This is a genomic window from Achromobacter sp. JD-1 (assembly GCF_038594925.1).
In the GTDB taxonomy this organism is placed as follows: domain Bacteria; phylum Pseudomonadota; class Gammaproteobacteria; order Burkholderiales; family Burkholderiaceae_B; genus Achromobacter; species Achromobacter spanius_C.
Genome location: NZ_JBCGCS010000004.1, coordinates 107,765 through 121,542, shown reverse-complemented (window position 1 = coordinate 121,542; position 13,778 = coordinate 107,765). Strand labels below are relative to the sequence as shown.

The 13,778-nt window shown below is 41.7% G+C and carries 20 protein-coding genes; 17 read left to right on the top strand and 3 right to left on the bottom strand.

What is annotated here, in order from left to right; translation table 11 throughout:
* Positions 1-17 precede the first annotated feature (17 nt).
* The 3 genes from WBR68_RS08270 to WBR68_RS08260 form a co-directional block, all read right to left on the bottom strand.
* Positions 18-2,618 (bottom strand): DotA/TraY family protein, encoded by a 2,601-nt coding sequence (locus tag WBR68_RS08270; protein ID WP_230693901.1) that lies wholly within the window; start codon positions 2,616-2,618, stop codon positions 18-20.
* 397 nt (positions 2,619-3,015) lie between these two features.
* Positions 3,016-3,438 (bottom strand): glycine zipper 2TM domain-containing protein, encoded by a 423-nt coding sequence (locus WBR68_RS08265; protein WP_342490493.1) that lies wholly within the window; start codon positions 3,436-3,438, stop codon positions 3,016-3,018.
* Between the two features lie 62 nt (positions 3,439-3,500).
* On the bottom strand, positions 3,501-4,310 hold the full coding sequence (locus WBR68_RS08260; protein WP_230693900.1) for a hypothetical protein: 810 nt from the start codon (positions 4,308-4,310) through the stop codon (positions 3,501-3,503).
* 108 nt (positions 4,311-4,418) lie between these two features.
* Between WBR68_RS08260 and WBR68_RS08255 the strand changes: the two genes are divergently transcribed.
* From WBR68_RS08255 to WBR68_RS08175, 17 genes are all read left to right on the top strand, one after another.
* Positions 4,419-4,775: a hypothetical protein gene (locus WBR68_RS08255; protein ID WP_230693899.1), complete on the top strand. Its 357-nt coding sequence runs from the start codon at positions 4,419-4,421 to the stop codon at positions 4,773-4,775.
* Positions 4,772-5,080, top strand: coding sequence for a hypothetical protein (locus WBR68_RS08250; protein WP_230693898.1), 309 nt, complete (start codon positions 4,772-4,774; stop codon positions 5,078-5,080). Before WBR68_RS08255 ends, WBR68_RS08250 begins: the two co-directional genes overlap by 4 nt.
* Before the next feature lie 10 nt (positions 5,081-5,090).
* Positions 5,091-5,306: a hypothetical protein gene (locus tag WBR68_RS08245; RefSeq protein WP_230693897.1), complete on the top strand. Its 216-nt coding sequence runs from the start codon at positions 5,091-5,093 to the stop codon at positions 5,304-5,306.
* Positions 5,303-5,536: a hypothetical protein gene (locus WBR68_RS08240; RefSeq protein ID WP_230693896.1), complete on the top strand. Its 234-nt coding sequence runs from the start codon at positions 5,303-5,305 to the stop codon at positions 5,534-5,536. Before WBR68_RS08245 ends, WBR68_RS08240 begins: the two co-directional genes overlap by 4 nt.
* 17 nt (positions 5,537-5,553) lie before the next feature.
* Positions 5,554-5,799 (top strand): hypothetical protein, encoded by a 246-nt coding sequence (locus tag WBR68_RS08235; protein WP_230693895.1) that lies wholly within the window; start codon positions 5,554-5,556, stop codon positions 5,797-5,799.
* Positions 5,796-5,993 carry a hypothetical protein gene (locus tag WBR68_RS08230; protein ID WP_230693894.1) on the top strand — a complete coding sequence of 66 codons (198 nt, stop codon included), beginning with the start codon at positions 5,796-5,798 and terminating at the stop codon, positions 5,991-5,993. The genes WBR68_RS08235 and WBR68_RS08230 overlap by 4 nt, the downstream gene beginning before the upstream one ends.
* Positions 5,994-6,159: 166 nt before the next feature.
* Complete coding sequence (locus WBR68_RS08225; RefSeq protein WP_230693893.1) at positions 6,160-6,369, top strand: hypothetical protein; 210 nt, start codon at positions 6,160-6,162, stop codon at positions 6,367-6,369.
* A complete protein-coding gene (locus WBR68_RS08220) occupies positions 6,370-7,146 on the top strand; it encodes a hypothetical protein (RefSeq protein ID WP_230693892.1) in 777 nt (258 codons plus the stop codon).
* A 111-nt stretch (positions 7,147-7,257) separates the two neighbouring features.
* Positions 7,258-7,611 (top strand): hypothetical protein, encoded by a 354-nt coding sequence (locus WBR68_RS08215; protein WP_230693891.1) that lies wholly within the window; start codon positions 7,258-7,260, stop codon positions 7,609-7,611.
* Positions 7,612-7,740: 129 nt separating this feature from the next.
* Entirely contained in the window at positions 7,741-7,917 is a 177-nt protein-coding gene (locus WBR68_RS08210; RefSeq protein WP_230693890.1) for a hypothetical protein, read from the top strand.
* 64 nt (positions 7,918-7,981) lie between these two features.
* Positions 7,982-9,439 (top strand): DNA primase family protein, encoded by a 1,458-nt coding sequence (locus WBR68_RS08205; RefSeq protein ID WP_230693889.1) that lies wholly within the window; start codon positions 7,982-7,984, stop codon positions 9,437-9,439.
* A 10-nt stretch (positions 9,440-9,449) separates the two neighbouring features.
* Positions 9,450-9,980, top strand: a complete 531-nt coding sequence (locus WBR68_RS08200; RefSeq protein ID WP_230693888.1) for a hypothetical protein — start codon at positions 9,450-9,452, stop codon at positions 9,978-9,980.
* 11 nt (positions 9,981-9,991) lie between these two features.
* The gene (locus WBR68_RS08195; protein ID WP_230693887.1) at positions 9,992-10,714 is read left to right on the top strand and encodes a hypothetical protein; all 723 of its coding nucleotides are present in this window, start codon (positions 9,992-9,994) and stop codon (positions 10,712-10,714) included.
* 88 nt (positions 10,715-10,802) lie between these two features.
* Entirely contained in the window at positions 10,803-11,645 is an 843-nt protein-coding gene (locus WBR68_RS08190) for a hypothetical protein (protein WP_230693886.1), read from the top strand.
* A 346-nt stretch (positions 11,646-11,991) separates the two neighbouring features.
* Positions 11,992-12,561 (top strand): hypothetical protein, encoded by a 570-nt coding sequence (locus WBR68_RS08185; protein ID WP_230693885.1) that lies wholly within the window; start codon positions 11,992-11,994, stop codon positions 12,559-12,561.
* A 105-nt stretch (positions 12,562-12,666) separates the two neighbouring features.
* Complete coding sequence (locus WBR68_RS08180) at positions 12,667-13,026, top strand: hypothetical protein (RefSeq protein ID WP_230693884.1); 360 nt, start codon at positions 12,667-12,669, stop codon at positions 13,024-13,026.
* Positions 13,027-13,151: 125 nt separating this feature from the next.
* The gene (locus WBR68_RS08175; RefSeq protein WP_230693883.1) at positions 13,152-13,700 is read left to right on the top strand and encodes a hypothetical protein; all 549 of its coding nucleotides are present in this window, start codon (positions 13,152-13,154) and stop codon (positions 13,698-13,700) included.
* Positions 13,701-13,778 lie beyond the last annotated feature (78 nt).

The window sequence follows — 13,778 nt, the reverse complement described above, 5'->3', positions numbered from 1 at the left end:
TCTTATTTCTATCACTCTTACTCTTGGAATTTGTCTAAGTGTTTAGACATGATTGCATCAGGAGTGATTTGTTGAGCTTGAGGCAATTTGGCATTGCTCTTGAACTCAGTATTGATTGCAGTGCTTGCAGCAGTCAAATCTTTCACATATCCACTTGGATTGACCTCTTTAGCTGATTGTCTTGCAGTCTCATAAGTATCAAGAGCTTTATTGAATGCTGGACCACTACTTGCGCCACCTGAATAATTTCTCATAGCAGTTAAAGCACCACCACCATAGTTTTGTCTGATTGTGGACTCTCTTGCATGAGTCATTAAATCAGTATGGGTAAGCTTGTCGTATTTAGGATTAGAGCTCATTTCCTCTAAGTTCTTTTCATACTGACCAGCCATCGCAGGATTGACAGCTTTCAAATCAGCTATGTTTGCTTTGTGATTAGCTTGCATTGCCATTGCTGATTGACTTTGAGCAGCCTTTCCTTTCAATGTGCCTTGCAACATGTTCATGACCTCTTGTTGACCTTGGCCCATGCCCTTTTTGGTCATTGCTTTCTCAGACAATTTATTGCTTGCATTCTTTTTCATGTCAGCAAATCCATTCATTGCATTTGCGCCTTGCTGATTTCCTAAGTTCAAGCCTGCTGCAACCATGTGACTATGATCACCACCGCCACCCATTGATTTAGCATACTCGCCTAAAGTATGAGAACCGCCACCAATCCATTGCATTAATTGGTCAGGAATAATATGAACGATTTCAAATAATTTCTTGACGATAGTCCACATAGCCACACAATACATAAGAGGGGCAGCAATCAACCCAATCAACCAAATGAATAATCCTGAGTCTTGCTGAGATACAAGAAATGCATCTGCAAAAACTTTGTTTATGAACTGACCAAAGATTTGCATTGAAAGCAATGCAGCAATCAAGCCGAATACTGACAAGACAGGACGGAACATGATGCCCATGATTAAGTTATAACCATTGCCCCCTTTTCCTGTTAAGTCATCACCACTTGGGTGCAAGTGCATGATTGCCCAAATACTTGCAGCAATCACAGCCTCTACCACCTGAATAAACCAACCAATCAAGATTGAGATCCAAATCAAGGCAGGCATAAAAGGAATGACATAGGAAAGAGTCACACCAATGATTGCAAGAGGAATCACAGCCATGAACATAGCTGAGGCTATCGCCATACCGATACCAGGCGCATTGCCGATAGTTGCAAGAGCAGCCATACAACCTGCAAAGCCAGTCGCAGCGATTGCAAGAGTTGTATTTCCTAAGCGTTTGATTGCCATCAATGGGTGTTCGCCGTCTTGAATAGCAAAGTTCATGCTTGACGTGAATGCTTTCTTGACAATCACAGTAGGGTCAAGATTTTTGACAGCAGACTTAATAGTGTTCCACCAGGATGTGTTTGAACCACCATCCTCATTACCTATGCCCATACCTGCTAAGTTCGCACCACCTTTATTGATTGTCTCAATGATTGCAGGAACAGCATCAGCATAATATTCCATTGTGCTTGCTGACTCAGTTTGAGGACCTTGAGCAGTAGGAACGGCAGCAATAGAGCGTTGAACCAAGTCCATCATGTTTGAAAGCTTGACGAACCAAAAACCCGCAGAACCCCAACCGTCTTGACTTGCATTCTTGGATAAATCACTGAAAGCGTCAGAATTAGAAATCATGCTTGCAGCGTCTTTGGATACATTGCTTTGATAAGTATTGATTGCAGTTTGAATGGCAGTGACATCACCCGCTTTCTTTTCAGTGAATATCTTTGCAGCAATCGGAGTCAAGCTTGCAACCAAGCCCGCATATTGAGACTCTTGAGCATTGATGATTTTTTGAGCATTGGCAAATGAGGCTATAAAATTAGTAAAGCCATTTGCAGTTTGAACAGGGGTTGTCATTTTTGCGAAAGTCACAGTGCCGCAAGTGTCTTTTTTCAATCCTGATGTTTCGTTCTTGTCGCCAAACAAATAAGACTTAGAAACCAAACCGTCATCAGTAGTAATTCCTGCTGATATATCGCCTCTTGCTATCTTGTCGCCACTGCCGTTTTGAGCTTTAGCCAATGCAGCCATACAAACACCAATGTTCAATGTGGTGTAAGCCAATTGTTTTGCATCAGGGGATTGAATGGACACGGCAGCAATATTTGTGATGTTTTGGCTATCTACAAACTTTGTCCAAACGTTGTCAGCCATGCCAACTGATTGAATGACTAACCACATAACGATTTGCTGCATGATGTTGTAGCCACCACCAATGACAGGCAAAACAACAGCAGTGCCAAGGGCATATCTGATGGGAATCCAAACAGAGGAAAACTTTTTGCCGAGCATTTCCCCGTCATGAGCAGTGCCCAAGGTTCCTGCCAATAAGGTATAGGTAGCCAAGATGCCACCCACCATTAAGATTGCCCCGTTGAACACCATCATTGAGCCTGCTATAGCGTCAGCGCCCCCACCACTAGGCATGAGTCCAGGAAACAAAGCCGTCAAGGCTTGAATTGAAATGTCATTTGCGACAGGTTCAAATAAGTTTGATGCATGAGACTCGCCCATAAGCAAGAGCATCATTAAAAAGACTAGATATTGCATTGCACACCTCCTTTGTTGTTATTTTTCTAAGTGCATGTCTCTAAGTTATACAAAATAGAAAATGAAAATCAAGAGACAAAACAAGCAAAGCCAACAAAAAAGCCCCTGCATTTCTACAGAGGCTCTTTTCAACAACGGAGTCAGTAATTAGAAAACTAATTCATGCCCACACCTATTTAATAGCGTGCTGATTTCAAAAGTCAACGATCCACCAAAGAAAAAAGCCACCTTTTACAGTGGCTCTTTCTTTCGTCAGCAAAGGAGGCTAAACGACATGAACAAAGACTAAATCAAACACACTAAAATAAACATTACTCTTTATAGTAGGTTATTTGTCTTTGTCAATAGCTCAAATGAAAAAAGCCCCTTGATTGGGGCTTTGTTTTTTTCAAATCTCTTACAAGGCTTTGATTTCTGCTTTATTTCCATTAGTAGTCGTAATTTGAACTTGCTGCCCTGCATAGAAACCGGCTTGCTCAACGTTGATTTTGATAAGGCGACCGTCAGGCATGAGAACAGAAAGCTCTTGCATGGCAACAGGCACAGTGTTTTGACCGACTTGAGAGCCGATTGCAGCACCGCCAAGGACACCAAGCACAGTCATGGCTTTCCTACCGTTGCCCTTGCCAACTTGATTGCCAAGGACACCGCCGCCCACAGCACCAAGAACCGTATTGACGCCGCTAGGCTCTTTCTTGAAACCTTGATAATTGCGGACTGCCTGCACAGTTGCATTGAAACTGATTTGTTCTTTTTGAGTGGTGGCACAGCCGCTCAAGAATGCCACTGAAAGAACAACGACTGACAAAAGTTTTCTCATATATCTACTCCATTGGTTGTTGTGAACCAATACTAGCGTACATATAAAAGAAAACAAGGCCCCTACAATCTCTCTACAAACAAAGCAACCTCAGAACCAAAGCAATCAATCACACTTTGCTTGATACCAAGCTTTAGGAAATCAGGTGCAAGGCTCAAAGTCTTATCTCTACTCTCATTGCATATCTGAATTAGAGCAATGAATGCTAAGACAAAGCTAGGATTTGTGAGATTGTTCTTGGAACTCTGAACGAAAGCACCTTGCCCCGTCATTTTGGCAACCATGCCATAGACGAACGACTTGAGAATGTTTTCCTCACCAGCTTTCAGCCTGTCATTTGGATACAGGACGGCCAAGGGGTTCTCAGCCCTTTGGAACAGTTCAGCAAGAGACAGCCACCCTACGAGCTCAAGCCTATGAGGCTCATTTGGGTTGTATCGGACAGAGCTTGAGGGCGAATGCCACAGGGATTGAGGCAACACCACCTCAAGCAGAGCTTTCAGCCTCTCAGAGTCGCCCATAGACACGACTGAACGACGAGCCACAGACATCCACGGCTCAGGCTCAAGGTAGGCATTCAAGAGGTCAGAAACGACTCTCTGACACACGGACAAATCCCCATCAAGCACAGCCCACACAGGCAGGCCCTTTGGCCCATTCAAGAACACCGAGGCGCTACCAGGCACAGCCCTATCAGCGAGCTTGACGGTTGATTCCTGCGGACTCGCCTTGCCTGCCTTGTATTGGCCCCACGACTGGACAGATCCCACTAGGTCAAGAGCCTCATGCATTTCAGCAAGGCTCTTGTATCCCCCTTTGTCTAGCAAGTAGGCAATCCAAGTTGCCCCTCTTATTTCATTGACGGTATCCATACGCCAAATCATATCACTTGTCAACAATTATAGACAAGCTTTTACTTTGGCGATTGTTTTCTTTGATTTTGAAACAATACAAACATCAAAACAAAGAAAGGAATTGATATGGATAGTAAAACAAAACTCTTTTATTCAATGCAACGAGTCATGAACGACATGCTCTTTCATGATGAAAGCATTAAACCAATCGCATTCATTGAGGTTGCAAAGCTCTTGGCCGAGATTGGACAAGAACAAGTAGAGCCTGAATTGCTTGAGACAACTAGCTCATACAGCGACATGACTATGGGCAAAGCAATGTTTCAGGCAATCCACCATGAAAGCCAAATCTTGCTTTCAACAAGGCACTACAACGCGGAGCCAAAGGTAAGGCTTATCAAGAACAGCAAGGAAAGCTTGTTTCATGCATTCCTTGAATACCTTGCCACCACAAACAACCAACAAGAAAAGGATGCAGCATGAGCAATAAATTCAGATTGCAGATTACTCAGCCCGATGAGGAAACCTACACATCAGACCACGAAAACATTAAGAGTCTTTTGAAAGAGATCTTTGACGAATGGAAAGGATGGAACTGGATTGAAAAATCAAAGTTCATGCCAAATGGAGAGTTCTTTGTCTGCTATTCATTACTTTTAAACGATTGGTGCAATACGCAAACTACTTTTGAAATTTCATCAATCAAAGAATTGAACGACGAACTAAACAATGTTTTCAAGCAATTTAAAAACGGCTTTGAAAAAGAATACCAAATAACAACTCTATAAAGGAAAGACCATGAAAGACAACAATCTACTTGAGAACCTATTGCCAATCATTTTGGACATGTTTGTAAGTTATGCAGGCAGTAAAGACGGCTTGCAACTTGTGAAAATTGAAAACGAAAGATTTGTCATGGCATTCCATATCAAAAAGAAAGTCAGGCTCTTTGAGTTCAAAGACCACAACAGCATTGAATTACTTAAAACATTTCTTGTTAAGGAGACAGCATGAAATCAAAGATTTATGTAGACGTTGAGTTCCCCGTTCTTATGACCCTTGAAATTGAGGTTGATAACTATGACGAGGATGAGGATATGGATGATGTTTTGGAACAAGCCGAGGCTTTAGGTCAAAAACAGATGGAAAGCCTTGCACACATTGTTTTAACTCAATCAATCATAGACACAAATATTCATGTTGATTTTGACAACGTGAGCAGTTGGATTGCAGACAAAGATTAACTTAAAGGAGAAAAGCCATGAAATATTACATTGAAATTGAACGATGGAAAAGAGAGGTTTGCCAAATTTCCATTGATAGCCACAGCGCAGAAACAGCACAACAAGAGGCTTTGGAGATTTACTTTGGAATGAATCTTGAGGATGAATTCCAGGGCTACGGCCATGACAAAGACGTTAAAGACGAGGAAATAACAGTCTTGGACGACGATGGGGAAACACTTATCAACGAAAGCTTTGACAGCAATAGAAACGTCTTTAAATGAATGTTTTTAAGGTTCAAGTCATCATGAGAAAGGAAACAACAGGCCACATTGAGGTTATTGCTGAAAGTATGGAGCAGGCGCAAGCCGTCATTCTTTCTCAAACTGAGATTGCCCGTATTTTCAACAGTCACCACGTTGATGAGGTTTCCTTTTACATACCAACATTAGATAAAGAAATAAAGACAAACCATTGACTTTAACTTTAGATTTAATAATATATAAATAACAACAGGAGAAAGAAAGATGATAAATCACAAATACAAAATGCTATGGACTCACACCTACCTTGACGATGACATTTTCACATACGAAAGCAAAAGTCTAAGTCTTGAGGGCTTAATCATTGACACGATTAACAACATGGAAAACGGCAATGCAAAGTTTATCTTTGTAGATCGCAAAGAAAACGACGAGTCAGGAGACACCTTTGCAATTCATTTTGTCGTAGACGAGCAGACTTATGAATACGACTGCAAGGCTACAACTCAAGGAGTCTCTGAGTTTTTGGAAACCTATGTCAACGAATGGGGATATGAGGACAAGGTAGAAATTCAAACAATCACTCAATAAATGAAAGCAATGACAAACCTATCAAAACAAGTGGCACGGGTTGCCACAGTTGCTAGACGCAGGACAGAAAAACAAGTCATTGAGGACTTGATGCAGATGTATTGCAATCTCTTGAGTGAGCCTGCATTCATTGAGCGAGCATTTCCCAACACCCTATATCGCTATGGTGCAGAGTTCAGGCAGGAATTGACCTACTACAAGAAAGACAAACGAGCATGGGAGGAACTGCAAACACTTTCCCAAATGTTCTTGCAGGCCATAGCTGAGGCAGAGCCTTTCACAGACCACATGACAAGCCTCTATGACTTGGAGCTCAAGGGCAACACCCTTGGACAGTTCCTAACCCCGCCTGACCTAGCAGACCTCTTGGGGGCATTAATCATGAACATCAGTGAGCCAATCACAAGCCCTACAACCATTGGAGACGACACAGGATGCGGCGCAGGCAGTCTTGTCCTTGGACAGATAAAAGCAACGCTTGCAAGAGACGGCAAAGGAGCCGTCAGCATGCTTAATGTGGTTGCCAACGACCTAGATCCTCACATGGCAAAGATTTGCACCGTGCAAGTGGTTCTCAACTCTTGCATTCACAGAATCCCTTTGAAAAGTGTCCGAGTTTTCAATGGAAACATCATCACTGAATACGAGGAAATGAACCAAGGAAAGCATGTGCTTTACCACTGGCTACCAAACGCCCATCAGAGCCTCTATGACGACGTTGTGAGGTTCAGCCAGGAACACAAGACCAACAAGACCAAAGAGCCCGAAACAGCTTGAGCTACACCAGAAAACGAAACCTGTCAACAAACACAAGGCAGGTTCTCGTTTGGCGCTAGTTTTAGCTCAAATCAATAACATACACACATCAAACAAACGAAAGGAAAACAAATGAACGAACAACTCAAAATCATGAACAAGAAAATCAAGCTTATCAATGACGTGATTGCACTTAATCATCTTTTCCATGCAAAGCAGGACTACACAAAAACCCACTATGAAAGCTCACAACTGACCGCCCTTATCAAGAACACTTGCACAGGCATGGCAATCTTTCAAGAAAAGCCTCTTATGAACATTGCCAAGGATATGCGTGATTTCTTTTTCAATCGTGAGGTAGTGATTAAGCGAAAGGTTGTAAACGACAGGCTGATTTCAGTTTTCATTCAAGACCCTGCCACAAATCACATTTGCCCTTTGAACTCTCAAGTCTTTCTCAAGACTCTTGAAAAAATCAAAGTATGAAAAAAGCGATGCCCCAACTAAAGATGGGGCAAATCATTGAAAACAAATTTCAATATTTTATTCATAGACTATTGACATTAGTTTTTATTTTAGTATCTTTGTACGACAAGTAGGACAAAAGGAAAACAGATGACAAACAAAGCAAAAATATCAGAAAAGCATAGTTCCACTCGCTACACAGTAGAACAGACACAAGCATTAAAAGAACTCAAAGAAAAAGGCATTAATGTGAGCCACGCCTTAAGAGAGGCCGCAGACATTGTGATTGAAAAATACCAATTTCTCTTAGATAAAAAGACTCACTAATTAAATACCTTGCTCAATCTTTTGAAAGGAGATGAGCCACAAATAAACACAGCAAAGGAACCGTATGACAGAACTCAAAGAACAACTTGCGCTTACAACTGCACCACAAGCAAAAGAACAAAAGCCTGAATTGACCGAGGCTGAAATGATTGCTCTTGCAGTCAAAGCATTGGCAAAGAATAACGAGAAAAAAGAAACTCAATCCATTGAGTTTAAATATGTCTTTCAAGAGAAAACCCCAGGCCAATTCTTGCATTGGGACTATAAGAAAGACGGACAAGTATTGTTCAAGTGGAACAAAGAATATTGGCAAGAGCAATCTGAGGAACTTATCAAAGAACAGATTGCCGCATGGTTGCGTGAAAAGCACCCACTCAAATTCACAAGCAAGAATTTGAACAGCATTTATTCAATGCTTTTGGCTACTGCTAAGAGTTTTGATACCACCGACACCAACGAAACCATCATCCCAACTAAAAAGCATTGGCTTAAGTTGGATGCTGAGACAGGCGATTTCATTGGCATCGTTCCTGACAAAAGTAAACCTATTCGCACACAAATTGATTTGGTAGTGGAAAAAGCAGGCCCTTATAAGTTGCCTGAGAAAGATAAACCTTTCCCACCAAAGAAAAATGCACGCTTGCATAAATTCATTGAGTCATCTTTGGGCACAGGTGCCAAGAAAAGCATGGTTCAAGAATACTGCGGCTATACCTTGACCAACACCACCATGATGCAGCTTATGCAGATGTGGATTGGCAAAGGTGCAAACGGTAAATCCGTCATGATTTACTTGCTTAGTAAGGCTCACTCAAAAGCAGTGTCAGTCAATATCAGCAAGGTCCATGAATACAACAATCATTTGATTGGCTCTAGCCTTATCTATTGCACTGAGACAGGCAAAGCAGGCTTTGACCAGGAATTCCTTAAGCAAGCAGTCAGTGGCGACACCATTGAGCTTAGAGGCATCTATTCCAAGAAACAGAATGCAAAGCTAACAGCCAAGTGGATTATGTTGATGAATGGCATGCCTCACATCAATGACTTTTCAGATGGCTTGTTCCGTCGCATTCAGTTGATTACTTGGGACACTCAATTTGACGGCAAGAACGGCAACCCTGAGCCAATCCCTGATTTGGAAAAATTGATTGCAGAAAGCGAGATGGATGATTTCATTATTTGGTGCTTGCAGGGCTTGCAACGTCTTATCAAGAACAAGTGGAAATTCACAGTTGCCGATGAGGTTGAGAAAGCTTTGGACGAATGGAAAAACAGTGCTGACAAAGTGCGTTTGTTCTTGTCTGAGAAAAATTACCAATACGACACTGAGCAAAAACAGACCACAAGCAAAAAGAAAGTCTTTGATTATTTCAATCAATGGGCTGACGAGAACAACTTTGAACAGATGAACTCAACAACCTTTTGGATGCGTGTTGCCAATATCTTTCCTCAAATCAAAAAAGACGGAGAAAAGAAAGTCAATGGCGAACGAATTGTCTACATGAAAGCACAACCACAATAAGAGAGAAATTATGACCTACACAATTTTAACCAACGATGAATTTTATGCACAAGAAAAACAAGACAAGCTTGACCTTGACTTGTTTAATAAAGTCGTAAAACACACACCAAACAAAATGCACCTAATCTATAAACTCTTAGAAAAAGGTGCAAACCCTATGAGGTTTGATGGGCAAATTATTGCAACCTGCTTAACAAATACAGGATTCAATAGCAACTACATGGAAATCTTGACCCACTGCTACGATAACTACCAAGAGGTCAAAGATTACGTTCACAAGGACTTTGACTTGAAAATTGCATTGGCAATGCCCGTCTACCACATTTACACATTGCTTTTCATTATCAATCACACAGAGCGAAACCTAACCCAAGAGGATAGGCAAAGGCTTAATAAAGGCCCTGAAAATTTAAGAGCTGGCAATGAATATGCAATCAATGAAATCAATCAAGCCCTAGCCAAAAGAGACTTGAGAGACAAATTGCTTGTGAAACACCAAGCAAGAACCACCACAACAACAACCCAAAAAATGAAAATCTAAGGAGAATAAAGATGATTGATTTTGACGAATATGACCCATTTGGAGCCGAGGCAGGCTTTTCAAAAATCACACCTGAACCACAAGAATACCTACAGCAACTTGCAGCAGGAAATCAATTGGAGGAATTCAGAGAACACCAAGCCAAGATGATTGAGGCAAAGGATGAGACATACGACATCCAAGAGGCTCTTGAGTGGGCAGTCAATGCCCGTGCTTTCTCAGTGGTTCAAGAAATCGTTGAGGTGCAAGGAGTTGTGCCAAGCACAGGCTCTTGTGGTGTTGCTATGGAAAACGGCGATGATTTCTATGTTGAATACCTTTTTAAGCATGGTGCAGATGCCACGGCAGATGACGAATACCTTGTCTATAGAGCCGCAACCGATAACCCATGCTACTTGCCATTTCTTGCCGAACGTGGAGCCAAGAACTACAGCCCAATCCTCAATGATTTCATTGAGAACGACCATACAAACGCAGCTATCTACATGCTTGAGAATGGAGCAGAGCCAACATTGGAAACCTTGAGCCGTGCAAGCCATATTGAGGACTTGACCATTCTTAAGCACCTACTTGTTCATAAAGGCATGGTTCCACCTACCAAAGAGTGGATTGACGAGGTAAATGACCTTTTCTCAGAGTCCAAGATCCTTTTGATTAAAGCCTATCAAAATCATAATTTCCAAAACAAGATGCCACCCAAAGCAAAGTCTCAATCAAGAGGAATGAAAATTTAAGCCCTACGGGGCTTTTTTCTTTTGTGCTTGTCTATTGATTTATGTTTGTTTTTTTGTATAACTATAGAACAATCATAAAGGAGAAAATATGAATAAATCAATTCACGAAATTGTTAGAGAAAACATTGACACTGACAACATAGACAATTTGAGATTGTTATCAAGACAAGGTTGGACCTCAGACATATTCACAAGAGAGAATTTGGAATATGCAGCAGTCAAAGGTTCAGTTGAAACCACCCGCATGATGGCAAACAGCTACTACCCAACCATGACCCATGACGCAAAAGTAGATGCCATGTTTGCAGCGTCAAAGGCGCACCAGGTAGGAACCGTTTTGGAGCTCAACAAGGCAGGCGTAAGCCTTGGGTATGCCATAGGGTCAGTAAGCGACCATGAGAACGACAGAGCCTTTGTGCAGGCCATCGTAGACACCGGCTACCACCCAACAGCCGAGGACATGCACTTTTTCCAAGTGGCAGGCAAGGAGATGGCCATAGAGGCGATCAGCACCCGCGACCAGGCCGAACAAGCACTCTACAAAGAGGCATTTATCAGTCTTGTGACCAGTGATGCAGCAGGCTCAGACCTTAAGACCGTGACCACCATGCTTTCAGCAGCAGCCCAAGGCACCGCAGCCCACATTGACTACCACGTAGGCCAAGGGGAAAAGGTCAATCACGACTACATCTTGCAGCCTTTGGGCGTGGCCCTATGGCACTCAAATAACGAGACAGCCCAAGCCCTTATCAAGCACGGTGCGACCGTAGAGCCTGCCTACATTCAGGTAGCAGAGAAATACTGCAAGAGTGCCGTAGAGGCTCTTAAAACGGCTCAGAAAGAGCAGCTTGAGCAACAGATAGCCAATCAGCCATACAACAAGCCAAAGCCCGTCAGAACCGTCAAGAAATCCAAAGGCATGAGCATGTAAAACCGGCTTGTCAATGAAAGGGATGGATGAAATGCAGAAAGCCCCAATCAAGGGGCTTTTTCTATTGCTGAGTCTGCTTTACTTTTTGCGAGGTGCTTTGAGGGTTTCCCAACCGTCAAGTTCATCGTTCAAGAACTTTGTATTGGGATGCTTTGCAAGAACCCTTGCTTTGTTTTCAGCCGTAGGCAACAGGTTCCAAATGGTGTAAGCCGTGGCAACACCATGCTCATCTTTCCAGGTGTTCGCCAGGACAAGACCAGGTCAACAGCCTTTGATATCGAATTTTTGGCAATCTCTTGATTTCCTCTTTTGATTTAATAAACTATAAATAACAACAGGAGAAATCATGAACCACAACAAGAAAGACTATGCCAAAAGTCTCAACGGCAGAAACGACAACTGCTATAAAAAGGATGGCAGCTACAAACCAACCATAGAAACCGATGTCATTGACTATGCAATCTACACATTGCAATACAACAACTCAAGAGACTCATTACATGCAATAGCTAGAGACTTGTTTATTTTCAAAGGTATTCACGAAAGAGCAGGATTTGAAAACCTCAATCTTTCAGAGTTCGCCATGCATTCAGTATTTATCCAAGCAATCAGACAACACAACTATGACTTGCTTGACTACATTTTTGACCATGTAGAACTAATCAAGCTATCCAAGATAGGGCTTGAAAAATCCCAATGGTTTGACACTCTTTGCTATAGCCATACTTTAGGCAATACAGAGTTCTTGCAATGGCTTATTTTTGAGAAAGACCTTGAATACAAGGCTCAAATAAAAGTGATAGCAAACAAAGATAAATACAATGCAGTCAAAGACATGTTTGAAATCAGAGAGCTAAACAAAAAGCTTTCCAAGAAACTAGCGCCAAAGAATAAAGCAAAACCAAACAAGATATGAAAGAGGCCCGACAGGGCTTTTTTCTTGCCTATTGATATCCATTGACAGCCTTGACTCTTGATTTCTTTCTTTGTTTTTGTATAACCAATAAAACAAGGAGCAATCATGCAATCAAACTACATTGGAAAATACATCACAAGGACAAGTGAAAGAACAGGCTTGAAAGTCAGCAAGCCTCTTTGTCTTGCAAGTTCCTTTGACAATGGCTTTGAGTTTCAAATGTTCCTCATGGAGATTTATTGTGCTGACTATGGCTACTACCAAGTCTATGCGCGAACTCTAGCGAATTACTTGCAAGCTAATCCTGACAACTTGCCTGAAATTGAAATCGTAGAAAACGCGACTGCTTTATCAACTATTAATGCAATGTTTTTTGTGAGAGACAGAGTGCTAATTGAAATGCAGCACAAAGCACACTTAGAAATGCAAGAATTCATTCAATCACTGACCAAGACGCAGAAATAACAAAGCCCCAACTCAAGGGGCTTTTTCTTTGGTTGTCCATTTTTCAAGCTCTTGATTTTTCGTTTGTTTTTTGTATAAGTATTAAGTATGGATGCTCATACAACAAAAACAACAGGAGCGATGACATGAACACCTTTGAGAAAACTTTAGGCTTTAATGAAAAAATGAGAAAGCCTGCACACAAAATCATCAAATCAATATTTGACGAATACTATCAAGACCAATTCAAAGTTGAAAAACTAAACAGCTTAGAACTAGACAAAGAGGCAAGCATTGACTCTAAGGTTGAGAGTTTGACTACCAAAGTCAATTTTTCAATTCAAGAGAAATACAGAACAAACGACAAGCTTGTCTTTGGCGATTTCACGCAGGAGCTATACAACGACTTTGGGGGAGAGAACCAAACAGATGGAGAGTTCAAGCACCTATGGGCTGATTTCTATTTCTATGGATGGACGAACAAGGCAGAAACCGACTTTGTGAGTTTCTTTGTCATGGATATAAAGGAATACAAGCAATTGGTTCAAAGAGCAGGAGGATTGAGCAAGTTGCCTGGTGCAGCCTCACAAGTCAATGCAGCCTATGGCAAGGCTCTTTTCTACAGCATTCCTTTGCCAACTCTTAAGCCTGCAATGTTTGCGTGGAGTCAAAGCCTAGACCACATTTTCAAATGAGATATACCAAAGAAAAAAACCTGCATGGGGGGCAGGTTCTTTCTTGTTTGTGAGACATTGATTTCATATAATAATAAT

What these genes read in the sequence shown, in the direction of transcription:
- WBR68_RS08175 (WP_230693883.1), top strand. Translation starts at nt 13,152, where the DNA reads ATGAACACCTTTGAGAAAACTTTAGGCTTTAATGAAAAAATGAGAAAG.
- WBR68_RS08270 (WP_230693901.1), bottom strand. Translation starts at nt 2,618, where the DNA reads ATGCAATATCTAGTCTTTTTAATGATGCTCTTGCTTATGGGCGAGTCT.
- WBR68_RS08205 (WP_230693889.1), top strand. Translation starts at nt 7,982, where the DNA reads ATGACAGAACTCAAAGAACAACTTGCGCTTACAACTGCACCACAAGCA.
- WBR68_RS08260 (WP_230693900.1), bottom strand. Translation starts at nt 4,310, where the DNA reads ATGGATACCGTCAATGAAATAAGAGGGGCAACTTGGATTGCCTACTTG.
- WBR68_RS08235 (WP_230693895.1), top strand. Translation starts at nt 5,554, where the DNA reads ATGAAATATTACATTGAAATTGAACGATGGAAAAGAGAGGTTTGCCAA.
- WBR68_RS08185 (WP_230693885.1), top strand. Translation starts at nt 11,992, where the DNA reads ATGAACCACAACAAGAAAGACTATGCCAAAAGTCTCAACGGCAGAAAC.
- WBR68_RS08240 (WP_230693896.1), top strand. Translation starts at nt 5,303, where the DNA reads ATGAAATCAAAGATTTATGTAGACGTTGAGTTCCCCGTTCTTATGACC.
- WBR68_RS08220 (WP_230693892.1), top strand. Translation starts at nt 6,370, where the DNA reads ATGAAAGCAATGACAAACCTATCAAAACAAGTGGCACGGGTTGCCACA.
- WBR68_RS08180 (WP_230693884.1), top strand. Translation starts at nt 12,667, where the DNA reads ATGCAATCAAACTACATTGGAAAATACATCACAAGGACAAGTGAAAGA.
- WBR68_RS08195 (WP_230693887.1), top strand. Translation starts at nt 9,992, where the DNA reads ATGATTGATTTTGACGAATATGACCCATTTGGAGCCGAGGCAGGCTTT.
- WBR68_RS08200 (WP_230693888.1), top strand. Translation starts at nt 9,450, where the DNA reads ATGACCTACACAATTTTAACCAACGATGAATTTTATGCACAAGAAAAA.
- WBR68_RS08245 (WP_230693897.1), top strand. Translation starts at nt 5,091, where the DNA reads ATGAAAGACAACAATCTACTTGAGAACCTATTGCCAATCATTTTGGAC.
- WBR68_RS08230 (WP_230693894.1), top strand. Translation starts at nt 5,796, where the DNA reads ATGAATGTTTTTAAGGTTCAAGTCATCATGAGAAAGGAAACAACAGGC.
- WBR68_RS08250 (WP_230693898.1), top strand. Translation starts at nt 4,772, where the DNA reads ATGAGCAATAAATTCAGATTGCAGATTACTCAGCCCGATGAGGAAACC.
- WBR68_RS08225 (WP_230693893.1), top strand. Translation starts at nt 6,160, where the DNA reads ATGGAAAACGGCAATGCAAAGTTTATCTTTGTAGATCGCAAAGAAAAC.
- WBR68_RS08190 (WP_230693886.1), top strand. Translation starts at nt 10,803, where the DNA reads ATGAATAAATCAATTCACGAAATTGTTAGAGAAAACATTGACACTGAC.
- WBR68_RS08265 (WP_342490493.1), bottom strand. Translation starts at nt 3,438, where the DNA reads ATGAGAAAACTTTTGTCAGTCGTTGTTCTTTCAGTGGCATTCTTGAGC.
- WBR68_RS08255 (WP_230693899.1), top strand. Translation starts at nt 4,419, where the DNA reads ATGGATAGTAAAACAAAACTCTTTTATTCAATGCAACGAGTCATGAAC.
- WBR68_RS08210 (WP_230693890.1), top strand. Translation starts at nt 7,741, where the DNA reads ATGACAAACAAAGCAAAAATATCAGAAAAGCATAGTTCCACTCGCTAC.
- WBR68_RS08215 (WP_230693891.1), top strand. Translation starts at nt 7,258, where the DNA reads ATGAACGAACAACTCAAAATCATGAACAAGAAAATCAAGCTTATCAAT.